Origin of the sequence: Delftia sp. ASV31, from assembly GCF_016428765.1 — a bacterium.
GTDB lineage: Bacteria > Pseudomonadota > Gammaproteobacteria > Burkholderiales > Burkholderiaceae_C > Comamonas > Comamonas acidovorans.
Genome location: NZ_JAELTK010000012.1, coordinates 55,989 through 79,018, shown reverse-complemented (window position 1 = coordinate 79,018; position 23,030 = coordinate 55,989). Strand labels below are relative to the sequence as shown.

The following is a 23,030-nucleotide window of genomic DNA, read 5'->3' as shown; positions in this document are numbered from 1 at the left end:
CGTTCAGGAAGAAGCGGGAGCCTGGGACTGCAGACGCAGGTACTTCTGCATCAGCGTCTCGCGGTCTTCCACATGGGCGGGATTCACGGGAATGCAGGCCACCGGGCAGATCTGCACGCACTGGGGCTCATCGAAATGGCCCACGCACTCCGTGCACTTGCTGTGCTCGATCTCGTAGTACTCCTCGCCCATGGAGATCGCATCGTTCGGGCACTCGGGCTCGCAGACATCGCAGTTGATGCATTCGTCGGTGATCATCAAAGCCATGGCAGGTCCCTCGCAAGTGCCAGCCACGCTCCGGGCCGGGCGGGCCCATGTGCCCCGAACGGGCCTTGCAGCAAGGTGGCATCAGTCATGCCGCCATTATCCTGTCCGCCACATAAGCATGGAGGCTGCACGGGCAAGCCCGGCGCCCTGAAATCGATGGCCGCGTCCCCGTCCATCGGGGCCCTGCCGCTTCAAAGGCCGCTATGCTGCGCGCATGGGCCGTGCGCAGTACCATTCGGGCCCTTCCAAGAACAACCCACCCACTCCGCCGACGTGACCGCCACCCACCCTGCCGAGGCCGATTGCCCATGAGCATCTTTCTGCTCAAGCGCCTGCTGATGCTGGCAGCCACGCTGCTGGGCGCATCGGCCGTAGTTTTCGGCGTGCTGGAAGTGCTGCCCGGCAATGCCGCCCAGACGCTGATGGGTCCCGATGCCGCGCCCGAGGCGGTGCACGCGCTGGCCGTGCAACTGGGGCTGGACCGGCCGGCCTGGCAGCGCTACCTGCAGTGGCTGCAGGGGCTGCTGCACGGCGACATGGGCCTGAGCTACGCCTACAGCACACCGGTCAGCGAGCTGGTGCTGGAGCGGCTGGCCGTCACCGTGCCGCTGGCCGTGATGGCCATGCTCATCACGACCGTGCTGGCACTGGCCGCCGGCATCTATGCCGCATCGCGCCACAACCGCTGGGGCGACCTGGGCATCATGGGCCTGGCACAGGTCGGCATCGCCATCCCCAATTTCTGGTTTGCCATCCTGCTGATCCTGGTGTTCTCGGTGAAGCTGCAATGGTTTTCCGCCGGCGGCTTTCCCGGCTGGAGCGAGGCCGACGGCGGCGGCCCGCTGCAGGCACTGCAGGCGCTGCTGCTGCCGGCCATCTCGCTGGCCGTGGTGCAGGCGGCCATCCTGGCGCGCATCACGCGCTCGGCCGTGCTGGAGGTACTGCGCGAGGACTTCGTGCGCACGGCCCGCGCCAAGGGACTGTCGCGCCGTGCCGTGCTCTGGGGCCATGTGCTGCGCAACGCCATGATTCCCGTGCTCACGGTCATGGGCCTGCAGTTCGCCCAGTTGCTGGCCGGCACCATCGTGGTGGAGAACGTGTTCTACCTGCCGGGCCTGGGCCGGCTGATCTTCCAGTCCATCGCCAACCGCGACCTGATCGTGGTGCGCAACTGCGTGCTGCTGCTGGCAGCCATGGTGGTGGTCATCAACTTCATCGTGGACGTGCTGTACGCGGCCATCGATCCGCGCATCGAGGCCAGCGACGTATGAGCCAGCCGCACAGCCCTCCTTCGCCCCCGCCCTCCGCCTCGCCAGCGGGCCATCGGCCCACGCGGGCCGTCACCCTGGGCGCGCCCGCCGGAGCGGGCCGGCGCATGCTGCGCCACCGCAGCTTCCTGCTGGGAGCGGTGCTGACCGCGCTGCTGCTGCTCACGGCCCTGCTGTCTTTCTGGTGGACGCCGGGCTCTGCCTACGACATGGACATGGACGCCAAGCTGGCTGCACCGGGCGCCCTGCACTGGCTGGGCACCGACGCCTATGGGCGGGACGTGGCCTCGCTGCTGTTCCTGGGCGCGCGCAGCTCCATCCTGGTCGGCGTGATTGCCGTAGGCATCGGGCTGTCGATGGGCGTGGCGCTGGGCCTGGTCGCGGCAGCCTGCAGGGGCTGGGTGGAAGAGGCCATCATGCGGCTGGCCGATTTCAGCTTTGCCTTTCCCGCGCTGCTGTCGGCCATCATGCTCACGGCCGTGTTCGGCGCGGGCATCGTCAACGCCATCATTGCCATCGGCATCTTCAACATCCCCACCTTCGCGCGCATCACGCGGGCATCGGCCAAGGCCGTGTGGGCGCGCGAGTATGTGCTGGCCGCACGCGCCTGCGGCCATGGCCGCGCCAGCATCACCTGGCGCCATGTGCTGCCCAACATCCTGCCGGTGCTGGTGGTGCAGGCCACCATCCAGTTCGCGCTGGCCATTCTGGCCGAGGCCGCCCTGTCCTATCTGGGCCTGGGCACGCAGCCGCCCCAGGCCTCCTGGGGCCGCATGCTCAGCGAGGCGCAGACCCTCATGTTCCAGGCACCGCTGCTGGCCGTGTGGCCGGGCCTGGCCATTGCGCTGTCGGTGCTCGGGCTCAACCTGCTGGGCGACGGGCTGCGCGATCTGCTCGACCCGCGCCTGTCGCGCCAGCGCTGAGGAAGGCACGCGCCCATGCCCCTGCTCGAAGTCTCCGGCCTCACCATCACCTTGCAGACCCCGCGCGGCCGCGCGCGCGCCGTGCAGAACCTGGAGTTCATCCTGGAGCGCGGCGCCACGCTGGGCCTGATCGGCGAGTCGGGCTGCGGCAAGTCGCTGACCGCCCTGGCGCTGATGGGCCTGCTGCCCGAGCATGCGCAGGTGGACGGCAGCATCCAGCTCAACGGCAAGGAGCTGCTGGACATGGACGAGAACGCGCTGTGCCGCCTGCGCGGCAACCGCATGGCCATGGTGTTCCAGGAGCCGATGACGGCGTTGAACCCCGTGCACGGCATCGGCCGCCAGGTGGCCGAGCCGCTGCGCCATCACCTGCGCCTGGGCCGCCAGGCCGCGCGCGCGCATGCGGTGGCGCTGCTGGAGCGCGTGGGCATTGCCCGTGCGGCCCAGCGCTATGACGACTATCCGCACCAGTTCTCGGGCGGCCAGCGCCAGCGCATCACCATCGCCATGGCCCTGGCCTGCGGGCCTGACCTGCTGATTGCCGACGAACCCACGACGGCGCTGGACGTGACCGTTCAGCAGCAAATCCTGGACCTGCTGCAGGAACTGGTGGCCGAGCATTCCATGGCCCTGCTGCTGATCTCGCACGACCTGGGCGTGATCGCGCAGAACGTGGAGCAGTTGCTGGTCATGTACGGCGGCAGCGTGGTCGAAAGCGGCATGACCGAGGCCATCTTCGCGCGCCGCGCCCATCCCTATACGCGCGGCCTGTTCGCGGCCAGGCCCCAGCTGGACCTGTCCGCCCCCGGCAGCCTGCCGCCGGCCCGGCTGCCCACCATTGCCGGCACCGTGCCCGAGCTGGTGGACCTGCCGGCCGGCTGCGCCTTCGCGGGCCGCTGCAGCTTCACCGAGCCGGCCTGCCACAGCGAGCGCCCGCGCCCCGTGGTACTGGAGCGCCCGCAGCGGCCCACGCCCGCATCCCTGCAGGCCTGGGCACAGCCGCATGTGGTGCGCTGCCTGCGCCCCGAGGCCATTGCACAGGACCTGCCTGCACAGGAATGCGCATGACAGAGCACCCCCTCCAGGCGCCACCGGTCCAGACGCCACCGGCCTCCGATGCACCCCTGCTGCAAGTGACAGGCCTGGCCCGCAGCTACCAGTTGCCGCGCCGGTCGCTGTGGCGCGCGCCGGAGCAGGTGCATGCGCTGCGCGGCGTGGATTTCACGCTGACGGCGGGGCGCAGCCTGGGCGTGGTGGGCGAGTCGGGTTCGGGCAAGTCCACGCTGGCACGCCTGGTCATGGCGCTGGACACGCCCAGCGCCGGCAGCGTGCGGCTGCTGGGCCAGGATCTGCACCAGTTGGGCCGCCAGGCACTGCGGACGGCACGCCGCGACTTCCAGATGGTGTTCCAGGACCCCTACGGCTCGCTGGACCCGCGCATGACGGTGGAGCACATCGTCTGCGAACCCCTGCTCGCACAGCCTGCGTCGCCCAAACGCACCGCCCGGCGCGACCTGGCCCGCGCCACGCTGGAACAGGTCGGCCTGCGCGCGCAGGATCTGGACAAGTACCCGCACGAGTTCTCGGGCGGCCAGCGCCAGCGCATCGCCATTGCGCGGGCATTGATCACACGGCCCCGCCTCATCGTGGCCGATGAGCCCGTGAGCGCGCTGGACGTCTCGGTGCAGGCCCAGGTGCTGAACCTGCTGCACGATCTGCAGCAGCAGCTGGGCCTGTCCTATCTGTTCATCAGCCACGACCTGGCCGTGGTCCAGCACCTGTGCGACGACGCCATCGTGCTCAGCGAGGGCCGCATCGTCGAGCGCGGAGCGCCGCAGCAGCTGTTCCACGCCCCGCAGCACCCGTATACGCAGGCCCTGGTCCGGGCCGTGCCGCGCATCGCCCTGCAGCACCGGGCCTGAAAGCTGACGGCCGCCCGCGCGGACCAGGCCCCCAGGGCCACGCACCCGTGCGCCGTGGTGTAAAAACACTGCTGCAGGCCGCAGACAGCGGCCCGAGAACCATCTGCAAGAATTTCCGGAGACCTGTTCATGTTCAACCGCCGTTCCCTGCTGGCCAGCTCCGCTGCTGCCGGCCTGCCCCTGCTGATGCCCTGGCCTGCGCTGGCCCAGAGCCGCAAGGACAGCATCACGCTGGCGATGACGCTGGAGCCCCCGGGGCTGGACCCCACGGCCGGCGCCGCATCGTCCATCGGCGAGATCGTGCTCTACAACCTGTTCGAGACGCTGACCAAGATCAACCCGGACGGCAGCGTCTCGCCGCTGCTGGCCGAGAGCTGGGAGGTCTCGCCCGACCTCAAGACCTACACCTTCCGCCTGCGCAAGGGCGTGAGTTTTCAGAACGGCGAGCCCTGCAACGCCCACAGCGTGAAGTATTCCTTCGACCGGGCGGGCGACGACAAGAGCACCAACAAGGACAAGCGGACCTTCGCCTCCCTGTCCACGCGCGTGGTGGACGACCACACCGTGGTCGTGATCAACAAGGACATCGATCCCGACTTCCTCTTCGTGCTCGGCCAGGCGACTTCCATCATCGTCGAGCCCAAGAGCGCGGCCACCAACGCCACGCGCCCCGTGGGCACGGGCCCCTACCAGTTGGGCAACTGGAGCAAGGGCGCCTCGGTCACGCTCACGGCCTGGCCGCAGCACCGCATGGCCTCCGGCCTGCGCATTCGCCGCGCCAGCTTTCGCTTCATCTCCGACCCTGCGGCCCAGGTCGCTGCGCTGCTGGCTGGCGACGTCGATGCCTTCCCGCGCGTTACGCCGCGCAGCGTGGCCCAGTTCAAGGCCAACGGGCGCTTCCAGGTCGTGGTCAGCGGCTCGCGTGCCAAGACCATCCTGGCCATGAACAACGCACGCAAGCCCCTGGGCGACGCGCGCGTGCGCCGCGCCATCGCCGCGGCCATCGACCGCAAGGCCGTGATCGACGGCGCGGGCGACGGCTACGGCCTGCCCATCGGCAGCTACTACGTGCCCACGGCCTTCGGCTACGTGGACACCACGGGCATCAACCCCTTCGACGTGGAAAAGGCCAAGGCGCTGCTGGCCGAGGCCGGCGTCAAGACCCCGCTGGAGCTGACCATGACCCTGCCGCCCACGCCCTACGCGCGCCAGGGCGGCGAGGTGATTGCCGCGCAGCTGGCCAAGATCGGCATCCGCGCCAAGCTGCAGAACGTCGAATGGGCGCAGTGGCTGTCGGGCACCTACACCCTCAAGAACTACGACCTGACGCTGATCTCCCATGTCGAGCCCTTCGACCTGGGCAACTTCGCCAAGCCCGATTACTACTGGGGCTACCAGTCGTCCCAGTTCAACGAGCTGTACGACAAGATCAAGAACGCCTCGCGCCCCGCCGACCGCTCGCGCCTGCTGGGCGATGCCCAGCGCCTGCTGGCCCAGGATTGCGTGCACGCATTCCTCTACACGCCGCAATGGGTCACCGTGGCCAACAAGAACCTGCGCGGACTGTGGAAGGACATGCCCATCTTCGTCAACGATCTCTCGGCACTGTCCTGGGCCACCTGAACCGCGCACCGGCTGAGCCACAGGCGACAGGCGCGCCGGTGGCCCCGGTCCACACTGCGGCAGATCTGCCGCTGAAACCGCCACCCTCGAGGAAGCCGCGATGACTGGAACGACACAGGCCCTGCACGACCTACCCGCCCATGCGCTGCTGCGCGCCTACCGGGAGCGCAGCCTCTCGCCCGTCGAGGTCATGCACGAGCTGCTGGCCCATGTGCAGCGCTGGGAGCCGGCCCTGGGCGCCACCTACCTGCTGCGCCCCGAGGCCGCACTGGCCCAGGCACGCGCCAGCGAGGCCCGCTGGCTGCGCGGCGAGCCGGCAGGCCTGCTCGACGGCGTCCCCGCCACGGTCAAGGACAACATCGCCACGCGCGGCGACCCCACCCCCGTGGGCACGGCCGCCACGCCCCAGGTCGCCGCCCCGCTGGACGCACCGCCCGCCGCGCGGCTGCGCGAAGCGGGCGCCATCCTCTTCGCCAAGACCACCATGCCCGACTACGGCATGCTGTCCTCGGGCCTGTCCTCGCTGCACGGCAACACCTTCAACCCCTGGGATCCGGACAAGACGCCGGGCGGCTCCAGCGCAGGCGCGGGCGCCGCTGCGGCGGCCGGCTACGGGCCGCTGCATGTGGGCACGGACATTGGCGGCTCCATCCGCCTGCCCGCAGGCTGGTGCGGCATCTTCGGACTCAAGCCCAGCCTGGGCCGCGTGCCCATCGACCCGCCCTACACCGGCCGCTGCGCCGGCCCCATGACGCGCAGCGTGGCCGATGCCGCGCTGATGATGCAGGCGCTGTCGCTGCCCGATGCGCGCGACAGCATGGGCCTGCCGCACCAGGACATTGCCTGGAGCGGCTTCGACATGGACCCCGCCCAGGTGCGCGGCCTGCGCATAGGCCTGCTGCTGGATGCCGGCTGCGGCCTGCCCCTGCAGCCGCGCGTGCGTGCCGTGGTGGAGCAGGCTGCGGCCTGGCTGGAATCGGCCGGAGCCCATATCGAGATCATCCAGCCCTGGCTCACCCGCGACATGCTCGACGGCCTCGACCATTTCTGGCGCATGCGCTCGCATGTGGAAATGCAGTCGCTGCCGGACGCCCAGCGCCGCGTGGTCCTGCCCTTCATCCGCGACTGGGCCGACAGTGCCGGGTCCATCACCGCCACCCAGCTGTTCGTGGCAAGCCAGCAGTCGCACCTGCTGCGCGTGGCCACGGTGCGGGCCACGGCGGCCTTCGACTATGTGCTGTCCCCCGTGGCGCCCATCACGGCCTTCCCGGCCCACCTGCCCAGCCCCACCAACGACCCGCTGCGACCGCTGGAGCACATTGCCTTCACCGTGCCCTACAACATGTCCGAGCAGCCCGCCGCGTCCGTGCCCTGCGGGCATGACGGGCAGTTGCCCATCGGCGTGCAGATTGCGGGCCGGCGCTTTGACGACCTGGGCGTGCTGCGGCTCAGCCGTGTGCTGGAGCAGCTGCGGCCGCCGCAGCCTGCCTGGCCACAGCCCCTGCCGCCGGGCCGGGGCACTGGCGACAGCGAAGACGGGGCACAGGCGCGGGCACGCGCAGTGCCTGCTACTCCAGCCTGATTCCCGCATCCTTGACGATGCGCGCCCAGCGCGGCAGGTCGCGCGCCATGGCCGCTGACAGCTCCTCGGGCGTGCCGCCCACCGGGCGCAGCCCCATGGCCGCCAGGCGCCCGCTGAGTTCGGGCGAGGCCACGATGCGCCGCACCTCGGCCGAGAGCTTGTCCACGATGGGCCGGGGCGTTCCCGCCGCCACGAAGGTGGCGAACCAGCCGTTGGCCTCGAAGCCCGCCAGCCCCAGCTCGGCAAAGGTGGGCACCTCGGGCAGCGCCGGATGGCGCTGCATGCCGGTGATGGCCAGGATGCGGATCTTGTCGGACTTCAGGTGCGCATTGGCCGAAGACACGTCGATGAAAGCCGACGACAGCTGCCCGCCCAGCACATCGTTGACCAGCGGCGCCGCGCCCTTGTAGGGAATCAGCGCCAGATCCAGCCCGGCCCGGGCACGCAGCAGCTCGCCATGCATGTGCGAGGAGGTGCCGTTGCCGTAGTTGCCGTTGCTGTACTTGCCCGGATGGGCCTTGACCAGGGCGATGAACTCCTGCAGCGTCGTGGCCGGCACGTCGCGCGGCACCACGAACAGGTCCGAGGACAAGGCCACCTGCGATACGGGGGCAAAGTCCTTGAGCACGTCATAAGGCATCCTGGCGTACAGCGCAGGCGCCTGGATCATGGCCGTGATCCCCAGCAGCAGCGTATAGCCGTCTGGCGCCGACTTGGCCACCACATCGCCGCCGATGATGCCGCTGGAGCCCGGCCGGTTCTCCACCACCACGGGCTGGCCCCAGGCCTGGCTCAGTTGCTGGGCAATGATGCGGCCGATGATGTCCGTGCCGCCACCCGCCGGATAGGGAATCACCATGCGCAGCGGCTTGGACGGATAGGCACCGCCTGCCGGCTGTGCAAAGGCGATCGGCGATGCCGTTCCCAGGGCGGCACCCAGTGAGGCGCTGGCGGCGCATGCCAGCGCTGCCCGCAGGCAGCCGCGTCGGCTCGATTCCATGGCTTGTCTCCTTGTCCTTCGGTGCTCCGCCCTCGTTGGCGGGACGGTGTGCCCTGCCGCAGTGGCAGGGTCCATGGACAGTGTGGCCACCGGGCCTTCAGCCACCAATCGCCGATCGTCTCAAAATGATTGGCAAAAAAGATCAGCGGCCGCGATGCTGGGCCTGCCGGTAGGCGCCCGGCGGCAGGCCGGTCCAGCCCTTGAAGGCGCGGTGAAAGGTGCTGGCCTCCGCAAACCCCACGCGGGCCGCGATGTCGGCCAGGGTCAGATCCGGGCGGTTCAGCAGTTCGATGGCGGCGTCGCGGCGCAGATCGTCCTTGAGGGATTGGAAGCCCAGGCCTTCGTCGCGCAGGCGGCGGCGCAGCGTCTGCGGTGTCATGGACAGCGCGGCGCCCACCTGCTCCAGCGAAGGCAGCTCCCCCGCCAGGTCTCGGCGCAGCAGGCGGCGGATGCGCTCGCCCAGGCGCGTGCGGTCGCGGTAGCGGATCACCAGGCCCATGGCCGCCTGGTCCAGGAATTCGGCCAGGCTCTCCGGGGTCTGCACCACGGGCAGCTCCAGCCAGCGCGCATCGAACTCCAGCCCCGTGAAGTCGCGGTCCCGCTGCAGCGGCGCCAGGAACAGGCGCTGCGCCTCCGTGCCATACGGCATGCTGGCTCCGACCGGCGCGCATACGCCCGTCAGCTCAATCCTGCGCGACACCAGCCAGGACATGACGCCATAGCCCAGAAAGCAAAAGGAACGCTCGGCATAGGCCAGCGGCGCATCACGCTCGCGCAGCGACACCATGGCGATGCGGGCCACGCCATCCACCACCTGCAGCCGGGGAGCGAAGTCGCGCAGCACCAGGCGGTAGAAACGCAGCCCGGCCTGCAATGCCTCGCCCAGCGTGCGGCAAGGCAGCATGCTGCGGCAGGCCTGGGCAAAACTGCCCACGGGCAGCGGATGGCGGCACAGGCCCCACAGCTCGTCGCGGCAGACACGGCGCAGCACGCGGATCAGCGCCGCGTACTGCGCCTGGGTCACGCGCGACAGCGGCGCGTCCAGCAGGGCCGGCGCAATGCCGGCGCGGCGCAGGATGGCTGGCACATCCATGCCATTGCGCTGCACGCCCTGCACGATCTGCAGGACCTGGGCAATGGCAATGGTGTGGGCCGTGGTCTGTGGCATGGGCTTGGTGGAGACGGCGTCAGATGGGCAGGTCAAGGCCTGCCCGCCATTGTCTCCATCAATGGCCCAGATATCGATCCAGGAATCCGAGCACCCGCTGCTCGTAGGGCTTGGGCGCGTAGTCGTACAGGTCCACATGCGCGGCGCCTTCCACCATCCACAGCGCCTTGGGTTCACGCGCCGCATTGAACAGCTCGCGCGTTTCTGCGGGCGTGGTGTGCCGGTCCTGCAGGCCGGCAGCGATCAGCACGGGAGCACCCAGCGCCTTCACATGGTCGATGGGACGCAGTTGCGCCAGCTCCAGATGCAGGCGCAGCGGCAGCTGCCACGCCAGCAAGGGCGTGACCACGTCCGCCAGCCAGCCGATGTGCGCGCGCACGCGGTTGTCTATGGCCTGCCGTATGTCGGGGAACACGGACTCCAGCACCACCGCATCCGGCCCCGGCGCCACATGGGACAAAAGCAGGGCCGCGCCGCCCAGCGATGTGCCGATCACCGCCACCTTCTCGCCCGGCAGCTGTTGCCGCACATAGGCCATGGCGGCACGCACGCCTGCGCCTTCGACCATGCCGAAGCTGATGCGCTCGCCACTGCTTTCGCCGTGCGCGGGCAGGTCGATCAGGCAGACGGAGTATCCCTGCCGATGGAGCATGCGCGCACGCGCCAGCATGGCCAGCCGGTCTGCGTACACGCCGTGCAGCAGCAGCACGGCACCATGGCCCGGCTGCCCCTTGGCAAACCAGCCCCGGACCTGCCCGCCCTCGTCGGTGGGCAACTGCAGCGTCTGGACCGGCCAGTCCGCGGGCGGCGCGCCGACAGGCTGGTGGTCCGGCTGGCTCAACAGGCTGCCCACCAGCCAGGCCGCCGCCATCAGCAGGGCCAGTCCGGACAATCCCGCCATCAGCAAGGCGGCAGGCCATGAAAGATTGCGCAATCGGGAAAGCATGGCGTGGACTGTGCCACGGCCCGGCCCTTGCGCCGTGGCCCGCAGCGAAAAGCAGAGTATTCCTAACGCTGCACCAGGGCCAGCCGCACGGCCATGCCCAGAAAGACCAGCCCGGCCACGCGGTTGAGCCAGTTCTGGGCGCGCACGGAGCGCTGAAGCAGCACGCCGAACCAGCCCGAACAGCAGGCGATGGCGCCGAACACCAGCAGCGCCGCCAGCATGAACACGCAGCCCAGCACCATCACCTGGGTGGCCACGCTGCCGCGTGCGGGGTCCGCGAACTGCGGCAGAAAGGCCAGGAAGAAGATCAGCACCTTGGGATTGGTGAGGTTCATCACCACGCCACGCCCCACCCAGCGCAGCGCCCGTGCGGGGGTCAGCGGGTCGGCTGCGCCGGCCAGCGGCATCTCGCCCGGCCGGGCCACGGCGCGCAGCGCGCCCCAGGCCAGCCAGGCCAGATAGGCCGCGCCGCACAGCTTGATGGCGGTGAACAGCAGGGGCGATGCAGCCACCAGCGCCGCCAGGCCCAACGCAACCGCCGCCGTATGCACCACCAGCCCCAGGCACAGGCCCAGCACCACGCACAGGCCCACGCGCCAGCCACGCTGGGCCGATTGCATGAGCACGAACAGGTTGTCAGGCCCCGGGCTCAGGCCCAGCAGCACGGCCACGCCGAAAAAGGCCAGCAGGGTTTCAAAGGTCGGCATCGCTTCTCTCTTTTCGATTCATCGCATGTTCCAGCGCGGCTTGGGTCAGGCTTGCGCCGTGACGATCCAGCCTTCCAGCGGATCCAGGTCGTGCGGCAGCCCGTAGAGCGCATCGCCCTGCGCATGGCGTGCTGCCGCCCAGGCGGCCTGCAGCATGCAGATCACGGCGTCCAGCCGGTCTCCGCTGCCGTCCGCCAGCAACTGGTTGCGGGTTTCTTCGGCGTCGATACGCAGGCGCAGCGCCAGCGGGTTGTCGCCGCTCTCCAGCGCCGCCAGCAATTGCACACGCGCCTGATGGCGTTCGGACGTTTGCCGCGCGGGTTCGTCGCTTTTGTAGCTGAGGCGGCCCATCACGGCACGCGCCAGCATGCCCGGGTAGGCTTCCAGCGCCACGCGGCGCACATCGCCTTCGCCGGGCGGCTGCAGGCCCGGCAGATGCACGCCGGCCGCGCGCAGCAAGGGCAGCCCGGCATGCAGCATGTAGGCTACGGGCGGATTGACCCACTTCATGGAAGGGCTGGCACCGGCAGGCCAGTCCGTGGCGCGGTGCGCGAACTTGCCGCCTGCGGGCCGCGCCGCGCAAAAGGCCTTGAACTGGTCGCGTATGGCCTGGCGCGTGAGGCCGGCGTAGTGATCCATGCAGGCCGCCCAGTCCGTGGGCCAGCCCAGTTGCTCCACCAGTTCGCGCGGCAGGCCAAAAGGCAGGTCGAATCCGCCCACCCAGGCCGACTGCGCCGACTGCGCCGAATCGGCGGGCCGGGCCAGCCAGGCGGCCCATGCGTCCAGCGAGGCGAACTCCAGCAAATCCTGCAGGATCACCGTGTCGCCAGCCAGCAGGTGGCCCAGGGCCATGGTGATGGGCTTGCGCGCCGTAGGCCGGCTGCTGAAATCGCAGCCCAGCACCCGTATTGCCGCCATGGCGCTCAGCCCAGGCCCAGCGCCGTCACGCCGACAGCAATGCACACCGCGCCCGCAATGCGCGCCAGGCGGTCTCCTTCGCGCAGCATGTGGCCGCCGATCAGCGCCGCGAACAGCATGGAGACTTCGCGCGCAGGCGCCACGTGCGACATGGGCGCATCCTGCATGGCGTAGAGCACCAGCACATAGGCGATGGGGCTGATCAGCGCCACCAGGGCCGCGAAACGCCACTGCGTGCGCCACAGGCTGCGCGCAGTGGGCAGGTCGCGCAGCACCACGGGAGCGAGCAGGAATACGCGCACGAAGTTGCCCATGTAGTCGATGAGGATGGGCGACATCAGCAGCATCTTCACGCCGTAGCCGTCCACCACGGTGTAGCTGGCGATGAAGGCGCCCGTCAGCAGGCCGTACCACAGGCCCAGCCGCAGCCGCTCGCGCGCTTCGGGGTCATGGCGCGCGCGCAGCAGGCCGGGGCCGCCCGCGATCAGGAACACGCCAACCACCACGCCGGCAATGCCCAGCACACCCAGCGAGGAAATCTGCTCCCCCAGGAAGACCACCGCCACCATGGACGACAGCAGCGGCCCCGAGCCGCGCGCCAGCGGATAGACCACGGTGAGGTCCGCGCTGCGGTAGCCGCGCAGCAAGGTGACGTAGTAGGCCACGTGCAGCAGGCCGCTGGCCAGCACCACCAGCCATTCGTTGCGGCCCCATGTGGGCACCACATCGCGCCCCACCCACCAGCCCAGCGGTGCCCAGATCACCATCATGATGACCGAGGTGAAGAAGGCGAAGCGCGAGTCGCCGCCCGCCTTCTTGGCCACGATGTTCCAGCCGGCATGGATGAGGCCGGCAATGATGATCAGGGCAAAGGCTTGCAGCGACATGGGCAGGTCCGGGGAAAGCGGGGCTCGGGCTTGGCGCGGGAAAGAAAAAAGGCCGCGCACTGCGCAGCCTGGGGTCTTGTCTGAGGCGTCCGGGGACGCCACCCCGGGGAGTTACCTGCGGCTGGACACCAGCGAGAGGAACTCGCGGCGCAGTTCAGGATTGGTGAGGAAGGCGCCGCGCATGACGGAGTTCAGCATCTTGCTGTCCATCTCGCGCACGCCGCGCCAGGACATGCAGAAGTGCGAAGCCTCCATGACCACGGCCAGGCCGTCGGGGCGGGTCTTGTCGAGGATCAGGTCGGCCAGCTGGATGATGGCCTCTTCCTGGATCTGGGGGCGGCCCATGATCCAGTCCACCAGCCGCGCGTACTTGGACAGGCCGATGACATTGGTGTTCTTGTTGGGCAGCACGCCGATCCAGATCTTGCCGATCACCGGGCACAGATGGTGGCTGCAGGCGCTGCGCACCGTGATCGGGCCGACGATCATCAGCTCGTTGAGGTGCTCGGCGTTGGGGAACTCGGTGATGGCGGGCTGCGCCACATAGCGGCCGCGGAACACCTCGTTGACATACATCTTGGCCACGCGGCGCGCCGTGGCGCGCGTGTTGTGGTCGTGCGTGGTGTCGATGACCATGCTGTCGAGCACGCCCTGCATCTTGTCCTGGACTTCGTCGAGCAGCAGCTCGAGTTCACCGGGCTCGATGAATTCGGAGATGTTGTCGTTCGCATGAAAGCGCTTTTGCGCCTGCTTCAACCGTTCGCGGATCTTGACCGAGACGGGGGTGCCCTCGGCCTGGCTGTCTTGTTTCATGTCGACGAGTTCTCTGAACATGGCTGGCATGGTAACAGCGAAACCCGCGGCATGGCACGCAAGGGATTTTCCACCCAAACGCAGGTTCTGCCCGCGCTGAAAGCTATCATTTTAATAGCAAAAGAATGGCTTGTGTGACAGAACCCGGGGCTAGAGGCGGAATTCGGCAATCAGCGGCAGATGGTCGGACATGCGCCACCAGATGCGTCCCTTGGGCACATGCAGGCCCAGCGGGGTGAGGCCGCGCACGTAGACGTGGTCCAGCTGGGCCAGCGGCAGGCGCGAGGGATAGGTGGGCACGCTGGGCAATTCGTCGTATTCGTACAGGCCGAAACCGCCGAGCATGCGCTTGATCTGGCCACCCCAGTCGTTGAAGTCGCCAGCCACCACCACGGGCGCGCCGGGCGGCACCTCGCGCTCGATGAAGCGCTTGAGCTGTGAGACCTGGCGCACGCGGCTGCCGGGGATCAGGCCCAGGTGCACCACGATGGTGTGCACGCGCCGGTTCTGCACTTCCACCTCCACATGCAGCAGGCCCCGCTGCTCGAAGCGGTGGTCGGAGATGTCCTCGTGCTGGTGGCCCACCACGGGCCAGCGAGTGAGCAGCGCGTTGCCATGCTCGCCATGGCGCGTGTAGGCATTGGTGCGGTAGACGGCCTCGTAGCCCAGGGGAGCCAGGTACTCCGCCTGCGAGACCTGGGGCCAGCGCTCGAAGTACGCGGCCTCCTTGTGGTTCATCTTGCGCACTTCCTGCAGGCAGACGATGTCGGCATCGAGCTGCTCCACAGCATGTCCCAGGTTGTGGATCTCCAGGCGGCGCACGGGACCCATGCCTTGCACGCCCTTGTGGATGTTGTAGGTCGCGACGCGCAGTATGGACGGGCCGGGGTCCACCTCGTGGGAGGATTTCACGTTGTCAGTCATAGGCGGTCAGGAACACAGGGATCGGGATCAGTCCAGCTCCAGTGAAGCGAATCGCGGCAGCATCAGGATGGCTTCCGCATTGGACGGGGAGTAGCAGCGCTCGGCAGCGCCATGCCAATGATGCCAAGCAGATGCGGTATGTTCCCTCGGATTCAAGAACACAGGGGTGTAGGACGGAATCCGCAGGCCGAAAACCCTCTCGCGGTTGTGCCATACACCAGGCGCATAGCGGTGCTGCCAGGCCGGGTAGATGGTGTAGATGTTCTCCAGCGCCCAGTCCTGCAGCAGGCAGCCGGGCGCCTCGGGATCGATGCCGGTTTCTTCCCGCACCTCGCGCACTGCGGTCTCGCGCCAGGACTCGCCTTCATGGTCCTTGCTGCCCGTCACCGACTGCCAGAACTCCCCGCCCTCAGGCGCCGGTGCCGTGCGGCGCATCAGCAGCACCTGCCCGTCATCGCGGTAGATGACGACCAGCACCGATTCAGGGATCTTGTAGCCTGGCATGGCAGGCATCAGCCCTTGCCCTGGACCGCTTTGGTCGCCACGGGCGGTGGCAGCTCCTTGGCCTGCAGCGCGCGCACCTGATGCACGAGCTGGTTGTGCGCATCCAGAAAGGCGGCGGCGATGACCTTGCCCTCGTTGGTATTGCTCCAGCCCGCGCCTGCGGCGCCCAGGCGGCCCAGCACCATGCCGCCCACGCCCAGATCGGTGGTGCGGGCGGCACCCGTGGCAGCGGCCACCTGCTCGGTGGTTTCGTTGTCCGACAGCAGCAGCGCGGTTTGCGCCTCCTTGAACTTGACCTGCTCGACCATGCCGGCCAGCCCCGCGATGTCCCGCAGCACCGGAATCATGGCAACCACGCCGGCCAGGCCCCGGCCCGCGTCCTGCTCGCTGAAGGTCAGGCTGGGCGTCAGCGTGTATTGCGCCTCATAGCCACGGCCCTTGCGCACCGTGGAGTTCTCGCGCAGCACGCCGGCGTTCTTCAGGTCCTGCTCCTGCACCGTGCCGCGCAGGCCCGCGCCCCTGTCCACCACACGAAAGCAGCCGCTTTGCTGGGCCAGCAGCTTGATCAGCGGCACGGGCGAGGCGGGCAGCTGGTAGCCCGACCCCATGACGTAGCCGTTGGGATTCTCGGCCAGGGCGAGCGTGGCCACGGGCGCGTCGCAGCGCACGAGTTCGCGCGAGCCATTGTTCGCGCCCAGGGGCCCGGCGGAGCCTGTGATCTCCGAGCCGCCCTGCCCCAGCTCGGTCTTCTTTTCCCCGCAGCCGGACAGGCCCAGCCCTGCCAGCACAGCCAGCGCCACCGATGCAATGCCTTGAAAACGCATGAAAGCTCTCCGCAAAAAGAAAAACGGCAGAAGCTTTGCCAGCTTCTGCCGTCCGTATCAAGCCGCCAGGCCCGGTCCTCAGCCCTGGGTGGCCGCCAGCGGGTTGCGCAGGCGGATGTGCAGCTCGCGCAGCTGCTTTTCGTCCACGGGCGAAGGTGCCTGCGTCAGCAGGTCCTGGGCACGCTGGGTCTTGGGGAAGGCGATCACGTCACGAATGGAGTCGGCACCCGTCATCAGCGTGATCAGGCGGTCCAGGCCGAAGGCCAGGCCACCGTGCGGGGGCGCGCCGTATTGCAGCGCGTCCAGCAGGTAGCCGAACTTGGCGCGAGCGTCTTCGGGCGAGATCTTGAGCGCGTCAAACACCTTGCTCTGCACGTCGGCGCGGTGGATACGCACCGAGCCGCCACCCAGCTCCCAGCCGTTCAGGACCATGTCGTAGGCCTTGGCCAGGCAGTTGGCCGGGTCGGTGACCATGAGCTCCTCGTGGCCGTCCTTGGGCGAGGTGAAGGGATGGTGCACGGCCGCCCAGCGGTCGTTTTCCTCGTCGTGCTCGAACATGGGGAAGTCCACCACCCACAGCGGCGCCCAGCGGTTCTCGAACAGGCCGTTGGCCTTGCCGAATTCGCTGTGACCCACCTTCAGGCGCAGCGCGCCGATGGAGTCGTTGACGATCTTTTCCTTGTCGGCGCCGAAGAAGATGAGGTCGCCGTCCTGTGCGCCCGTGCGCTTGAGGATCTCGGCAATGGCCGCGTCATGCAGGTTCTTGACGATGGGAGACTGCAGGCCATCGCGGCCCTTGGCCACTTCGTTGACCTTGATCCAGGCCAGGCCCTTGGCGCCGTAGATCTTGACGAATTCGGTGTACTGGTCGATCTCGCCGCGCGAGATCTGCGAGCCGCCGGGCACGCGCAGCGCGACCACGCGGCCGCCCTTGGTCGTGGCGGGGGTGGAGAACACCTTGAAGTCCACGTCCTTCATGACTTCGGTCAGTTCGGTGAACTCGAGCTTGACGCGCAGGTCAGGCTTGTCCGAGCCGAAGCGGAAGGCCGCATCCTGGTACGTCATCATCGGGAACTCGCCCAGATCCACGTTCAGCTGGGTCTTGAAGACCTCGGTGATCATGCGCTGGAAGATGGCGCGGATTTCCTCTTCGTCCAGGAACGAGGTCTCGCAGTCGATCTGTGTGAACTCGGGCTGGCGGTCGGCGCGCAGGTCTTCGTCGCGGAAGCACTTGGTGATCTGGTAGTAGCGGTCGTAGCCGGCCACCATCAGCATCTGCTTGTACAGCTGGGGCGACTGCGGCAGGGCGAAGAACTCGCCGTCATGCACGCGGCTGGGCACCAGGTAGTCGCGCGCGCCTTCGGGCGTGCTCTTGCCCAGCATGGGCGTTTCGATGTCGATGAAGCCTTCCTTGTCCAGGAAGTTGCGCACCTGGATGGCCGTGCGGTAGCGCAGCATCATGTTGCGCTGCATGTAGGGGCGGCGCAGGTCCAGCACGCGGTTGGTCAGGCGCACGGTCTCGGACAGGTTCTCGTCGTCCAGCTGGAACGGGGGCGTGACCGAGGCGTTGAGCACGTTCAGCTCGTGGCACAGCACTTCGATCTGGCCGCTCTTGAGCTTGTCGTTGGTCGTGCCTTCGGGACGTGCGCGCACCAGGCCCTTGACCTGCACGCAGAACTCGTTGCGCAGGCCTTCGGCAGTCTTGAACATCTCGGCACGGTCGGGGTCACAGACCACCTGCACATAGCCTTCGCGGTCGCGCAGGTCGATGAAGATCACGCCGCCATGGTCGCGGCGACGGTTCACCCAGCCGCACAGGGTAACGGTTTCGCCCATCAGGGCTTCGGTCACTAGACCGCAGTAATGGGAGCGCATGGCCATGATGAAAAGCTTCCTGCGCCCGGGATGGGCGCGACAGTTTGTTATTTGGATTCCGCGGGCAGTGTGAGATCCGGAGGAGTCACCACGCCCATCGAAACAATGTACTTGAGCGCGGCATCCACGCTCATTTCCAGCTCGATGCAATCGCTCTTGCGAACGATGACGAAATAGCCGCCCGTCGGGTTCGGCGTTGTCGGCACGAAGACGCTCAGGTATTCGTCACGCAGATAGGCGGCGACCTCTCCGCTGGGCGAGCCGGTGACGAAGGCCACGGTCCAGACGCCTTCGCGCGGCCACTGCACCAGCACGGCGGTGCGAAACGCATTGCCACTGTCCGAGAAGACGGTGTCGGACACCTGCTTGACGCTGGAATAGATGGAGCGCACCACGGGAATGCGGCTGACCACCGCATCGCCCCAGGAGACAAGCTTGCGGCCGATGAAGTTGCTGGCCGCAGCACCAACCACCAGCAGGATCAGCAGCGTGAGCACCACGCCGAAGCCGGGAATGTGGAAACCCAGCAGCCGGTCCGGATGCCAGGCCTCGGGCAGGATGGCCAGCGTCTGGTCCAGCGTGCCGATGATCCAGTTGAGCACGCCCAGCGTGATCACCAGAGGAACAATCACCAGCAGGCCGGCGAACAGCCATTTGCGCAGAGCGGACATGAGAAATGCAAGCCTTGATTAATGGCCCGTGGAGGGTGCGGGAGCAGATGCGGGGGCCGCAGCAGGCGCAGTTGCCGCAGGTGCGGCAGATGTATCCGAGGCCTGGGTGTCTGCCGCTGGAGCCGGCGTGGCGGCGCTCTTGCTGCCGCTGTTCTTGAAGTCGGTCGCGTACCAGCCCGAGCCCTTGAGCTGGAAGCCGGCAGCCGTCAGCTGCTTGGAAAAGGCCTCGGCACCACAGGCCGGGCAGGTCGTCAGCGGAGCATCCGAGATTTTCCGCAGCACGTCCTTGGCATGACCGCAGGAGCCACACTTGTATGCATAAATAGGCATGGCGCTAATGCTTATACGAGAGAAGATGCAAAACTTTCGATTATAGGCATCCGCCCGATACTGCGGCTGCCTTGCCCCCAAAGGCCCAGGCCGGAGAGCCGCAGGCCGCATGCATCAGTCGGTACCTGATGGCCCGAAATGCAAAATGCCAGTCGCGCGGACTGGCATTCCATCAGGGCGGTGCGGGCCCCGCTGCCGGGGCGCCTGCCGCGTCCATGTTCAGCGCCGTGCCCGGCGCCGCTGCATCCCCATACCGGCCAGCATGATGGCAAGACCCATCAGCACAAGGGCAGGCACCCCGGTGGCGGGGACCGGCTCCGGCGTCAATGCGGCAGCAACCACCAACTCCTGGTCCCGCGAATTGTTGGCCGGCTCCGGGTCCGTGGTTCCACTGACCGCCGTCACGGTGGCTGTCAGGCTGCCCTGCGTGGTGGGCGTGAAGCTCACCGTGCAGGAAATGCTGGCACCCGAGGCCAGCGGCGCGCCTGTCGGCACCGCAGGCGTGCATGAGGTGCTGGCACCTGCCGGCAGCCCTGCGATGGAGCAATTGGCAAAGGCTGCCGCATTGGGGCCGGCATTCGTGCAGACGAACGATCCCTTCACGGGAACACCCACGTTGGCGGTGGCCGGCAGCGTGACGCTGGTGGCCTGCATGTCGGCCCGCTCCACGGGGTTGAAGGGGTGGGCCTTGGTGTTGTTGGCCGGCACCGGATCCACCGTGCTGCTGCTCGCCGTCACCAAGGCCGCGATGGTGCCCGTTGTGGTGGGCGTGAACTGCACTGTGCAGGCGATGCTGCCGCCCAATGCCAATGGCGAGGCCGTGGGCACGCTGGGCGTGCAGGACGTGGTCGCCCCGGCTGGCAGGCCGGAGATCACGCACGAGGCCGCCGTGGCCGCACTGGGGCCGGCATTGGTGCAGCTGAAACTGCCGGAGACCGGCGTGCCCACAGCCATGGTCAGGGGAAGCGTGATGGAGGTGGCCTGCATGTCGGCCGCTGGCGCAACCGCCAGCACGGCCGGGCTGGCTGGCTGGTTCAGGCCGATCAGGCTGAGGTTGGAAGCGCCATTGGTGAAGCTGCCTGTCGCGGTCGGGCGCACGTCGAGGCTCACCTCGCAGAAAGCGGCGCCCTGGGCCAGGTCTCCGTTGGACACGGTCACGGTGCTGCCGCCTGCTGCGGCCTGCACGGTCGCGCCGGGGCAGGTGGTGCTGGCATTGCCCTCGACGACCAGTCCTGCAGGCAGGTTGTCGGTAAACGACCAGCCTCGCTTGCGCAGCAGATCGGTCGTATTGGTGATGGTCATGGTCAGCCGGGAGACCTGGCCGAGTTGAATGCTGGCGGGCGAGAAGGCCTTGTCCAGTTGCGGCGTGACATCGATGATCTGCGCGTTGTCGATCGACGAATCGTTGCCCATGGAGCTGGTCTGGTCGTTGTGCAGAACAAACCCGACAGAGGCTCCGCTGAAGAGCAGGGCTCCGGGAGAGTTCACTGTCTGGGCCCTGGCCGTTTGTATGATCCCAGTACCGATAGGCATCGTATTGAACGACACACCATCCACGCATGGATCGACAGCGTTCATGGAGATGGGCAGTTCCGCATTAGCGTCATTGACAAGAGAAAAACGCAGCAACGGAGCGACGAATCCTGACGAGCAGAAGTTCGCCACCACATCGGCACGGGCCGTGAGGAATCTGCTGCCGGAACTTTGCGGAATATTGGCCTTGGTGCGAAAGGCAATTGCGCCAGCAGGATAGGTTCCATTCGCTGTAAGCATCGCCATGACGTGATTTTTGACCGCATCCGCCGCACTCTGGCCCTGATAGCGCCCTGCGACCTCCGCCATCTGCTGCAGGGCGTTCCAATTGCCTTGGGAACCGCAGGCCGCACTCATCGTCGCCGAAGTTGGATCCTGGTTGAAGGACGTGACTATGCCATTGCACTGGTTGGCGCTCATCCGGTACAGGGGGTCGGCGGTATACATCTGCCCCGCAGGGTCCGCGCCCTGGTAGACCAGCAGATCCCGCCCCTCCGTGGTGATGGGGGGTGTCTGCGGGTTTTCGAAGTCCTCGCTCCAGACAATGACCGGAGCGACCGGGATCCTCGGCGCAGCCATTGCCACCTGGCCGCACAGGGCTGGCACAAGCAAGGCGCCTCCAAGCCACCTCCATCGGAACCGGACGCCGGCAACAGGCCGCAGCTTCAGCCGGCGAGCCCTCGCAATCAGTTTGAGTGTTTTCATGACGGTGCTTCCTCCCAAGCGTTTGCTATCCGGAGGTCCGCCGTACTGTCACGACCTGTGCTTCACACCACCCAAGTCAGCATTCCGGGACCTCCACAATCCCAGCCGCCGACTATATAGTTAATAACTATTGATGATTGTCATCAATTGTTTTTGCAAATGACGAGGAAGCGGCGCTTACCTTTCGGGCCTGAATTCAAGAATGTCTGCGCTGCGATTGGCCAGCCACTGCGGCGCCAGTGACCCGGCCACCATCCCCGTCACAGCCGCCAACAGGCCCGCCAATTGCTGCGGAAATGCCTCGTGCAAGGCAGGAGTGGCCATGAAGACCACCCACACGCCAATGCCCAGTGCCACGGCGCAAATGGCGCCCTGCGTGGTGGCGCGCTTCCAGTACAGCCCGAAGACCAGGGGCACGAAGGCGCCGACCAGCGGCACCTGGTAGGCGCTGGAGACCAGCTCATAGATGGGCGTTCCTTCCATCTTGATCGAGTAGGCCAGCACGCAGATGCTGAAGACGAGCACGCTGATGCGCATGGCCAGCAGCATTTCCCGGTCGCTGGCCTGGGTGCGGAACTGGCGCCAGATGTTCTCGGTGAAGGTCACGCTGGGCGCCAGCAGCGTGGCCGAGGCACAGGACTTGATGGCCGACAGCAGCGCGCCGAAGAACAGCACCTGCATGACGAAGGGCATCTTGTCCATGACCAGGGTGGGCAGTACCTTCTGCGGGTCCTGCTTGAGCAGCTCAGCCGTCTCGCCGGGCATGATGATCAGCGCGCTGGCCACGAGGAACATGGGCACGAAGGCGAAGCAGATATAGGCCGAGCCACCGATGACGGTGCCGCGCGTGGCTGCCTTCTCGCTGTGGGCCGACATCACGCGCTGGAACACGTCCTGCTGGGGAATGGAGCCCAGCATCATGGTGATGGCCGCGCCAAAGAAGAAGAGGATTTCATGCCAGCTGGGCTCGGGCCAGAACTGGAACAGATCGCGGCTCACGGCCAGGTCGATGACCTTGCCGGCACCGCCAGCCATGTCGCTGGCAAACCAGGCCAGCACCACCAGGCCGACGACCAGGATGATCATCTGCAGGAAGTCCGTCACCGCCACCGACCACATGCCGCCGAACAGCGTATAGGCCAGGATGGACACCACGCCGATGGCCATGCCCATGGAAATGCTGACCGTACCGCCCGACAGCAGGTTGAACACCAGGCCCAGGGCCGTGACCTGGGCCGAGACCCAGCCCAGGTAGCTGAGCATGATGATCAGCGAGCAGACGATCTCGATGGACCGGCCATAGCGGTGGCGGTAGTAGTCGCTGATGGTCAGCAGCGTCATGCGGTAGAGCTTGCCCGCGAAGAACAGGCCCACCAGGATCAGGCACATGCCCGCGCCGAACGGGTCTTCGACCACGCCGCGCAGGCCGCCCTCGATGAACTTGGCGGGCACGCCGAGCACGATCTCCGAGCCGAACCACGTGGCAAACGTGGTGGTGATGATCATGTACATGGGCAGATGGCGCCCGGCAATTGCGAAGTCGGCCGTGTTCTTGACCCGCCTGGCCGCCCACAGGCCGATGGCGATGGTCACGAACAGGTAGGCGATCACCATAGAGAGCAGCACGCTGGCACTCCTGT

General features: G+C 67.5%; 22 protein-coding genes. 6 read left to right on the top strand and 16 right to left on the bottom strand.

Annotated elements, in window-relative coordinates; translation table 11 throughout:
• Positions 1-3 precede the first annotated feature (3 nt).
• Entirely contained in the window at positions 4-267 is a 264-nt protein-coding gene (locus JHD82_RS06885) for a YfhL family 4Fe-4S dicluster ferredoxin (protein ID WP_012207234.1), read from the bottom strand.
• 308 nt (positions 268-575) lie between these two features.
• Between JHD82_RS06885 and JHD82_RS06880 the strand changes: the two genes are divergently transcribed.
• The 6 genes from JHD82_RS06880 to JHD82_RS06855 all read left to right on the top strand — a co-directional run bounded on the left by JHD82_RS06880 (position 576) and on the right by JHD82_RS06855 (position 7,585).
• The gene (locus tag JHD82_RS06880; RefSeq protein WP_199135806.1) at positions 576-1,538 is read left to right on the top strand and encodes an ABC transporter permease; all 963 of its coding nucleotides are present in this window, start codon (positions 576-578) and stop codon (positions 1,536-1,538) included.
• A complete protein-coding gene (locus JHD82_RS06875) occupies positions 1,535-2,458 on the top strand; it encodes an ABC transporter permease (protein ID WP_199135805.1) in 924 nt (307 codons plus the stop codon). The genes JHD82_RS06880 and JHD82_RS06875 overlap by 4 nt, the downstream gene beginning before the upstream one ends.
• Positions 2,459-2,473: 15 nt before the next feature.
• Complete coding sequence (locus JHD82_RS06870) at positions 2,474-3,526, top strand: ABC transporter ATP-binding protein (RefSeq protein WP_199135804.1); 1,053 nt, start codon at positions 2,474-2,476, stop codon at positions 3,524-3,526.
• Complete coding sequence (locus JHD82_RS06865) at positions 3,523-4,380, top strand: ATP-binding cassette domain-containing protein (protein WP_199135803.1); 858 nt, start codon at positions 3,523-3,525, stop codon at positions 4,378-4,380. Before JHD82_RS06870 ends, JHD82_RS06865 begins: the two co-directional genes overlap by 4 nt.
• 129 nt (positions 4,381-4,509) lie before the next feature.
• Positions 4,510-6,003, top strand: a complete 1,494-nt coding sequence (locus JHD82_RS06860; protein ID WP_012207239.1) for an ABC transporter substrate-binding protein — start codon at positions 4,510-4,512, stop codon at positions 6,001-6,003.
• Between the two features lie 100 nt (positions 6,004-6,103).
• Positions 6,104-7,585, top strand: coding sequence for an amidase (locus JHD82_RS06855; protein ID WP_199135802.1), 1,482 nt, complete (start codon positions 6,104-6,106; stop codon positions 7,583-7,585).
• Here the strand turns inward: JHD82_RS06855 and JHD82_RS06850 are convergent.
• The 15 genes from JHD82_RS06850 to JHD82_RS06780 all read right to left on the bottom strand — a co-directional run bounded on the left by JHD82_RS06850 (position 7,572) and on the right by JHD82_RS06780 (position 23,016).
• The gene (locus tag JHD82_RS06850) at positions 7,572-8,585 is read right to left on the bottom strand and encodes a tripartite tricarboxylate transporter substrate binding protein (RefSeq protein ID WP_199135801.1); all 1,014 of its coding nucleotides are present in this window, start codon (positions 8,583-8,585) and stop codon (positions 7,572-7,574) included. The genes JHD82_RS06855 and JHD82_RS06850 overlap by 14 nt on opposite strands.
• A 142-nt stretch (positions 8,586-8,727) precedes the next feature.
• The gene (locus JHD82_RS06845; protein WP_199135815.1) at positions 8,728-9,753 is read right to left on the bottom strand and encodes an AraC family transcriptional regulator; all 1,026 of its coding nucleotides are present in this window, start codon (positions 9,751-9,753) and stop codon (positions 8,728-8,730) included.
• Positions 9,754-9,811: 58 nt separating this feature from the next.
• Entirely contained in the window at positions 9,812-10,699 is an 888-nt protein-coding gene (locus JHD82_RS06840; protein ID WP_233174647.1) for an alpha/beta hydrolase, read from the bottom strand.
• 62 nt (positions 10,700-10,761) lie between these two features.
• On the bottom strand, positions 10,762-11,406 hold the full coding sequence (locus JHD82_RS06835) for a LysE family translocator (RefSeq protein ID WP_012207244.1): 645 nt from the start codon (positions 11,404-11,406) through the stop codon (positions 10,762-10,764).
• A 45-nt stretch (positions 11,407-11,451) separates the two neighbouring features.
• A complete protein-coding gene (locus JHD82_RS06830; protein WP_199135800.1) occupies positions 11,452-12,324 on the bottom strand; it encodes a DUF429 domain-containing protein in 873 nt (290 codons plus the stop codon).
• 5 nt (positions 12,325-12,329) lie between these two features.
• Positions 12,330-13,211, bottom strand: coding sequence for an EamA family transporter (locus tag JHD82_RS06825; protein WP_013800847.1), 882 nt, complete (start codon positions 13,209-13,211; stop codon positions 12,330-12,332).
• 111 nt (positions 13,212-13,322) lie between these two features.
• Positions 13,323-14,045: a GTP cyclohydrolase I gene (gene folE, locus JHD82_RS06820; protein WP_013800846.1), complete on the bottom strand. Its 723-nt coding sequence runs from the start codon at positions 14,043-14,045 to the stop codon at positions 13,323-13,325.
• Between the two features lie 129 nt (positions 14,046-14,174).
• Positions 14,175-14,948, bottom strand: coding sequence for an endonuclease/exonuclease/phosphatase family protein (locus tag JHD82_RS06815; protein ID WP_012207248.1), 774 nt, complete (start codon positions 14,946-14,948; stop codon positions 14,175-14,177).
• 27 nt (positions 14,949-14,975) lie between these two features.
• Positions 14,976-15,452 carry a dihydroneopterin triphosphate diphosphatase gene (gene nudB, locus JHD82_RS06810; protein WP_141835246.1) on the bottom strand — a complete coding sequence of 159 codons (477 nt, stop codon included), beginning with the start codon at positions 15,450-15,452 and terminating at the stop codon, positions 14,976-14,978.
• Positions 15,453-15,460: 8 nt separating this feature from the next.
• Positions 15,461-16,276: a CsgG/HfaB family protein gene (locus tag JHD82_RS06805; RefSeq protein ID WP_199135799.1), complete on the bottom strand. Its 816-nt coding sequence runs from the start codon at positions 16,274-16,276 to the stop codon at positions 15,461-15,463.
• 78 nt (positions 16,277-16,354) lie between these two features.
• The gene (gene aspS / locus JHD82_RS06800) at positions 16,355-18,157 is read right to left on the bottom strand and encodes an aspartate--tRNA ligase (RefSeq protein WP_199135798.1); all 1,803 of its coding nucleotides are present in this window, start codon (positions 18,155-18,157) and stop codon (positions 16,355-16,357) included.
• Between the two features lie 41 nt (positions 18,158-18,198).
• The gene (locus tag JHD82_RS06795) at positions 18,199-18,822 is read right to left on the bottom strand and encodes a DUF502 domain-containing protein (protein WP_012207252.1); all 624 of its coding nucleotides are present in this window, start codon (positions 18,820-18,822) and stop codon (positions 18,199-18,201) included.
• 18 nt (positions 18,823-18,840) lie between these two features.
• Positions 18,841-19,152: an FmdB family zinc ribbon protein gene (locus tag JHD82_RS06790; RefSeq protein ID WP_034396889.1), complete on the bottom strand. Its 312-nt coding sequence runs from the start codon at positions 19,150-19,152 to the stop codon at positions 18,841-18,843.
• Positions 19,153-19,371: 219 nt separating this feature from the next.
• On the bottom strand, positions 19,372-21,390 hold the full coding sequence (locus JHD82_RS06785) for a hypothetical protein (protein WP_199135797.1): 2,019 nt from the start codon (positions 21,388-21,390) through the stop codon (positions 19,372-19,374).
• Between the two features lie 177 nt (positions 21,391-21,567).
• Positions 21,568-23,016: a sodium:solute symporter family protein gene (locus JHD82_RS06780; protein WP_199135796.1), complete on the bottom strand. Its 1,449-nt coding sequence runs from the start codon at positions 23,014-23,016 to the stop codon at positions 21,568-21,570.
• Positions 23,017-23,030: the final 14 nt, after the last annotated feature.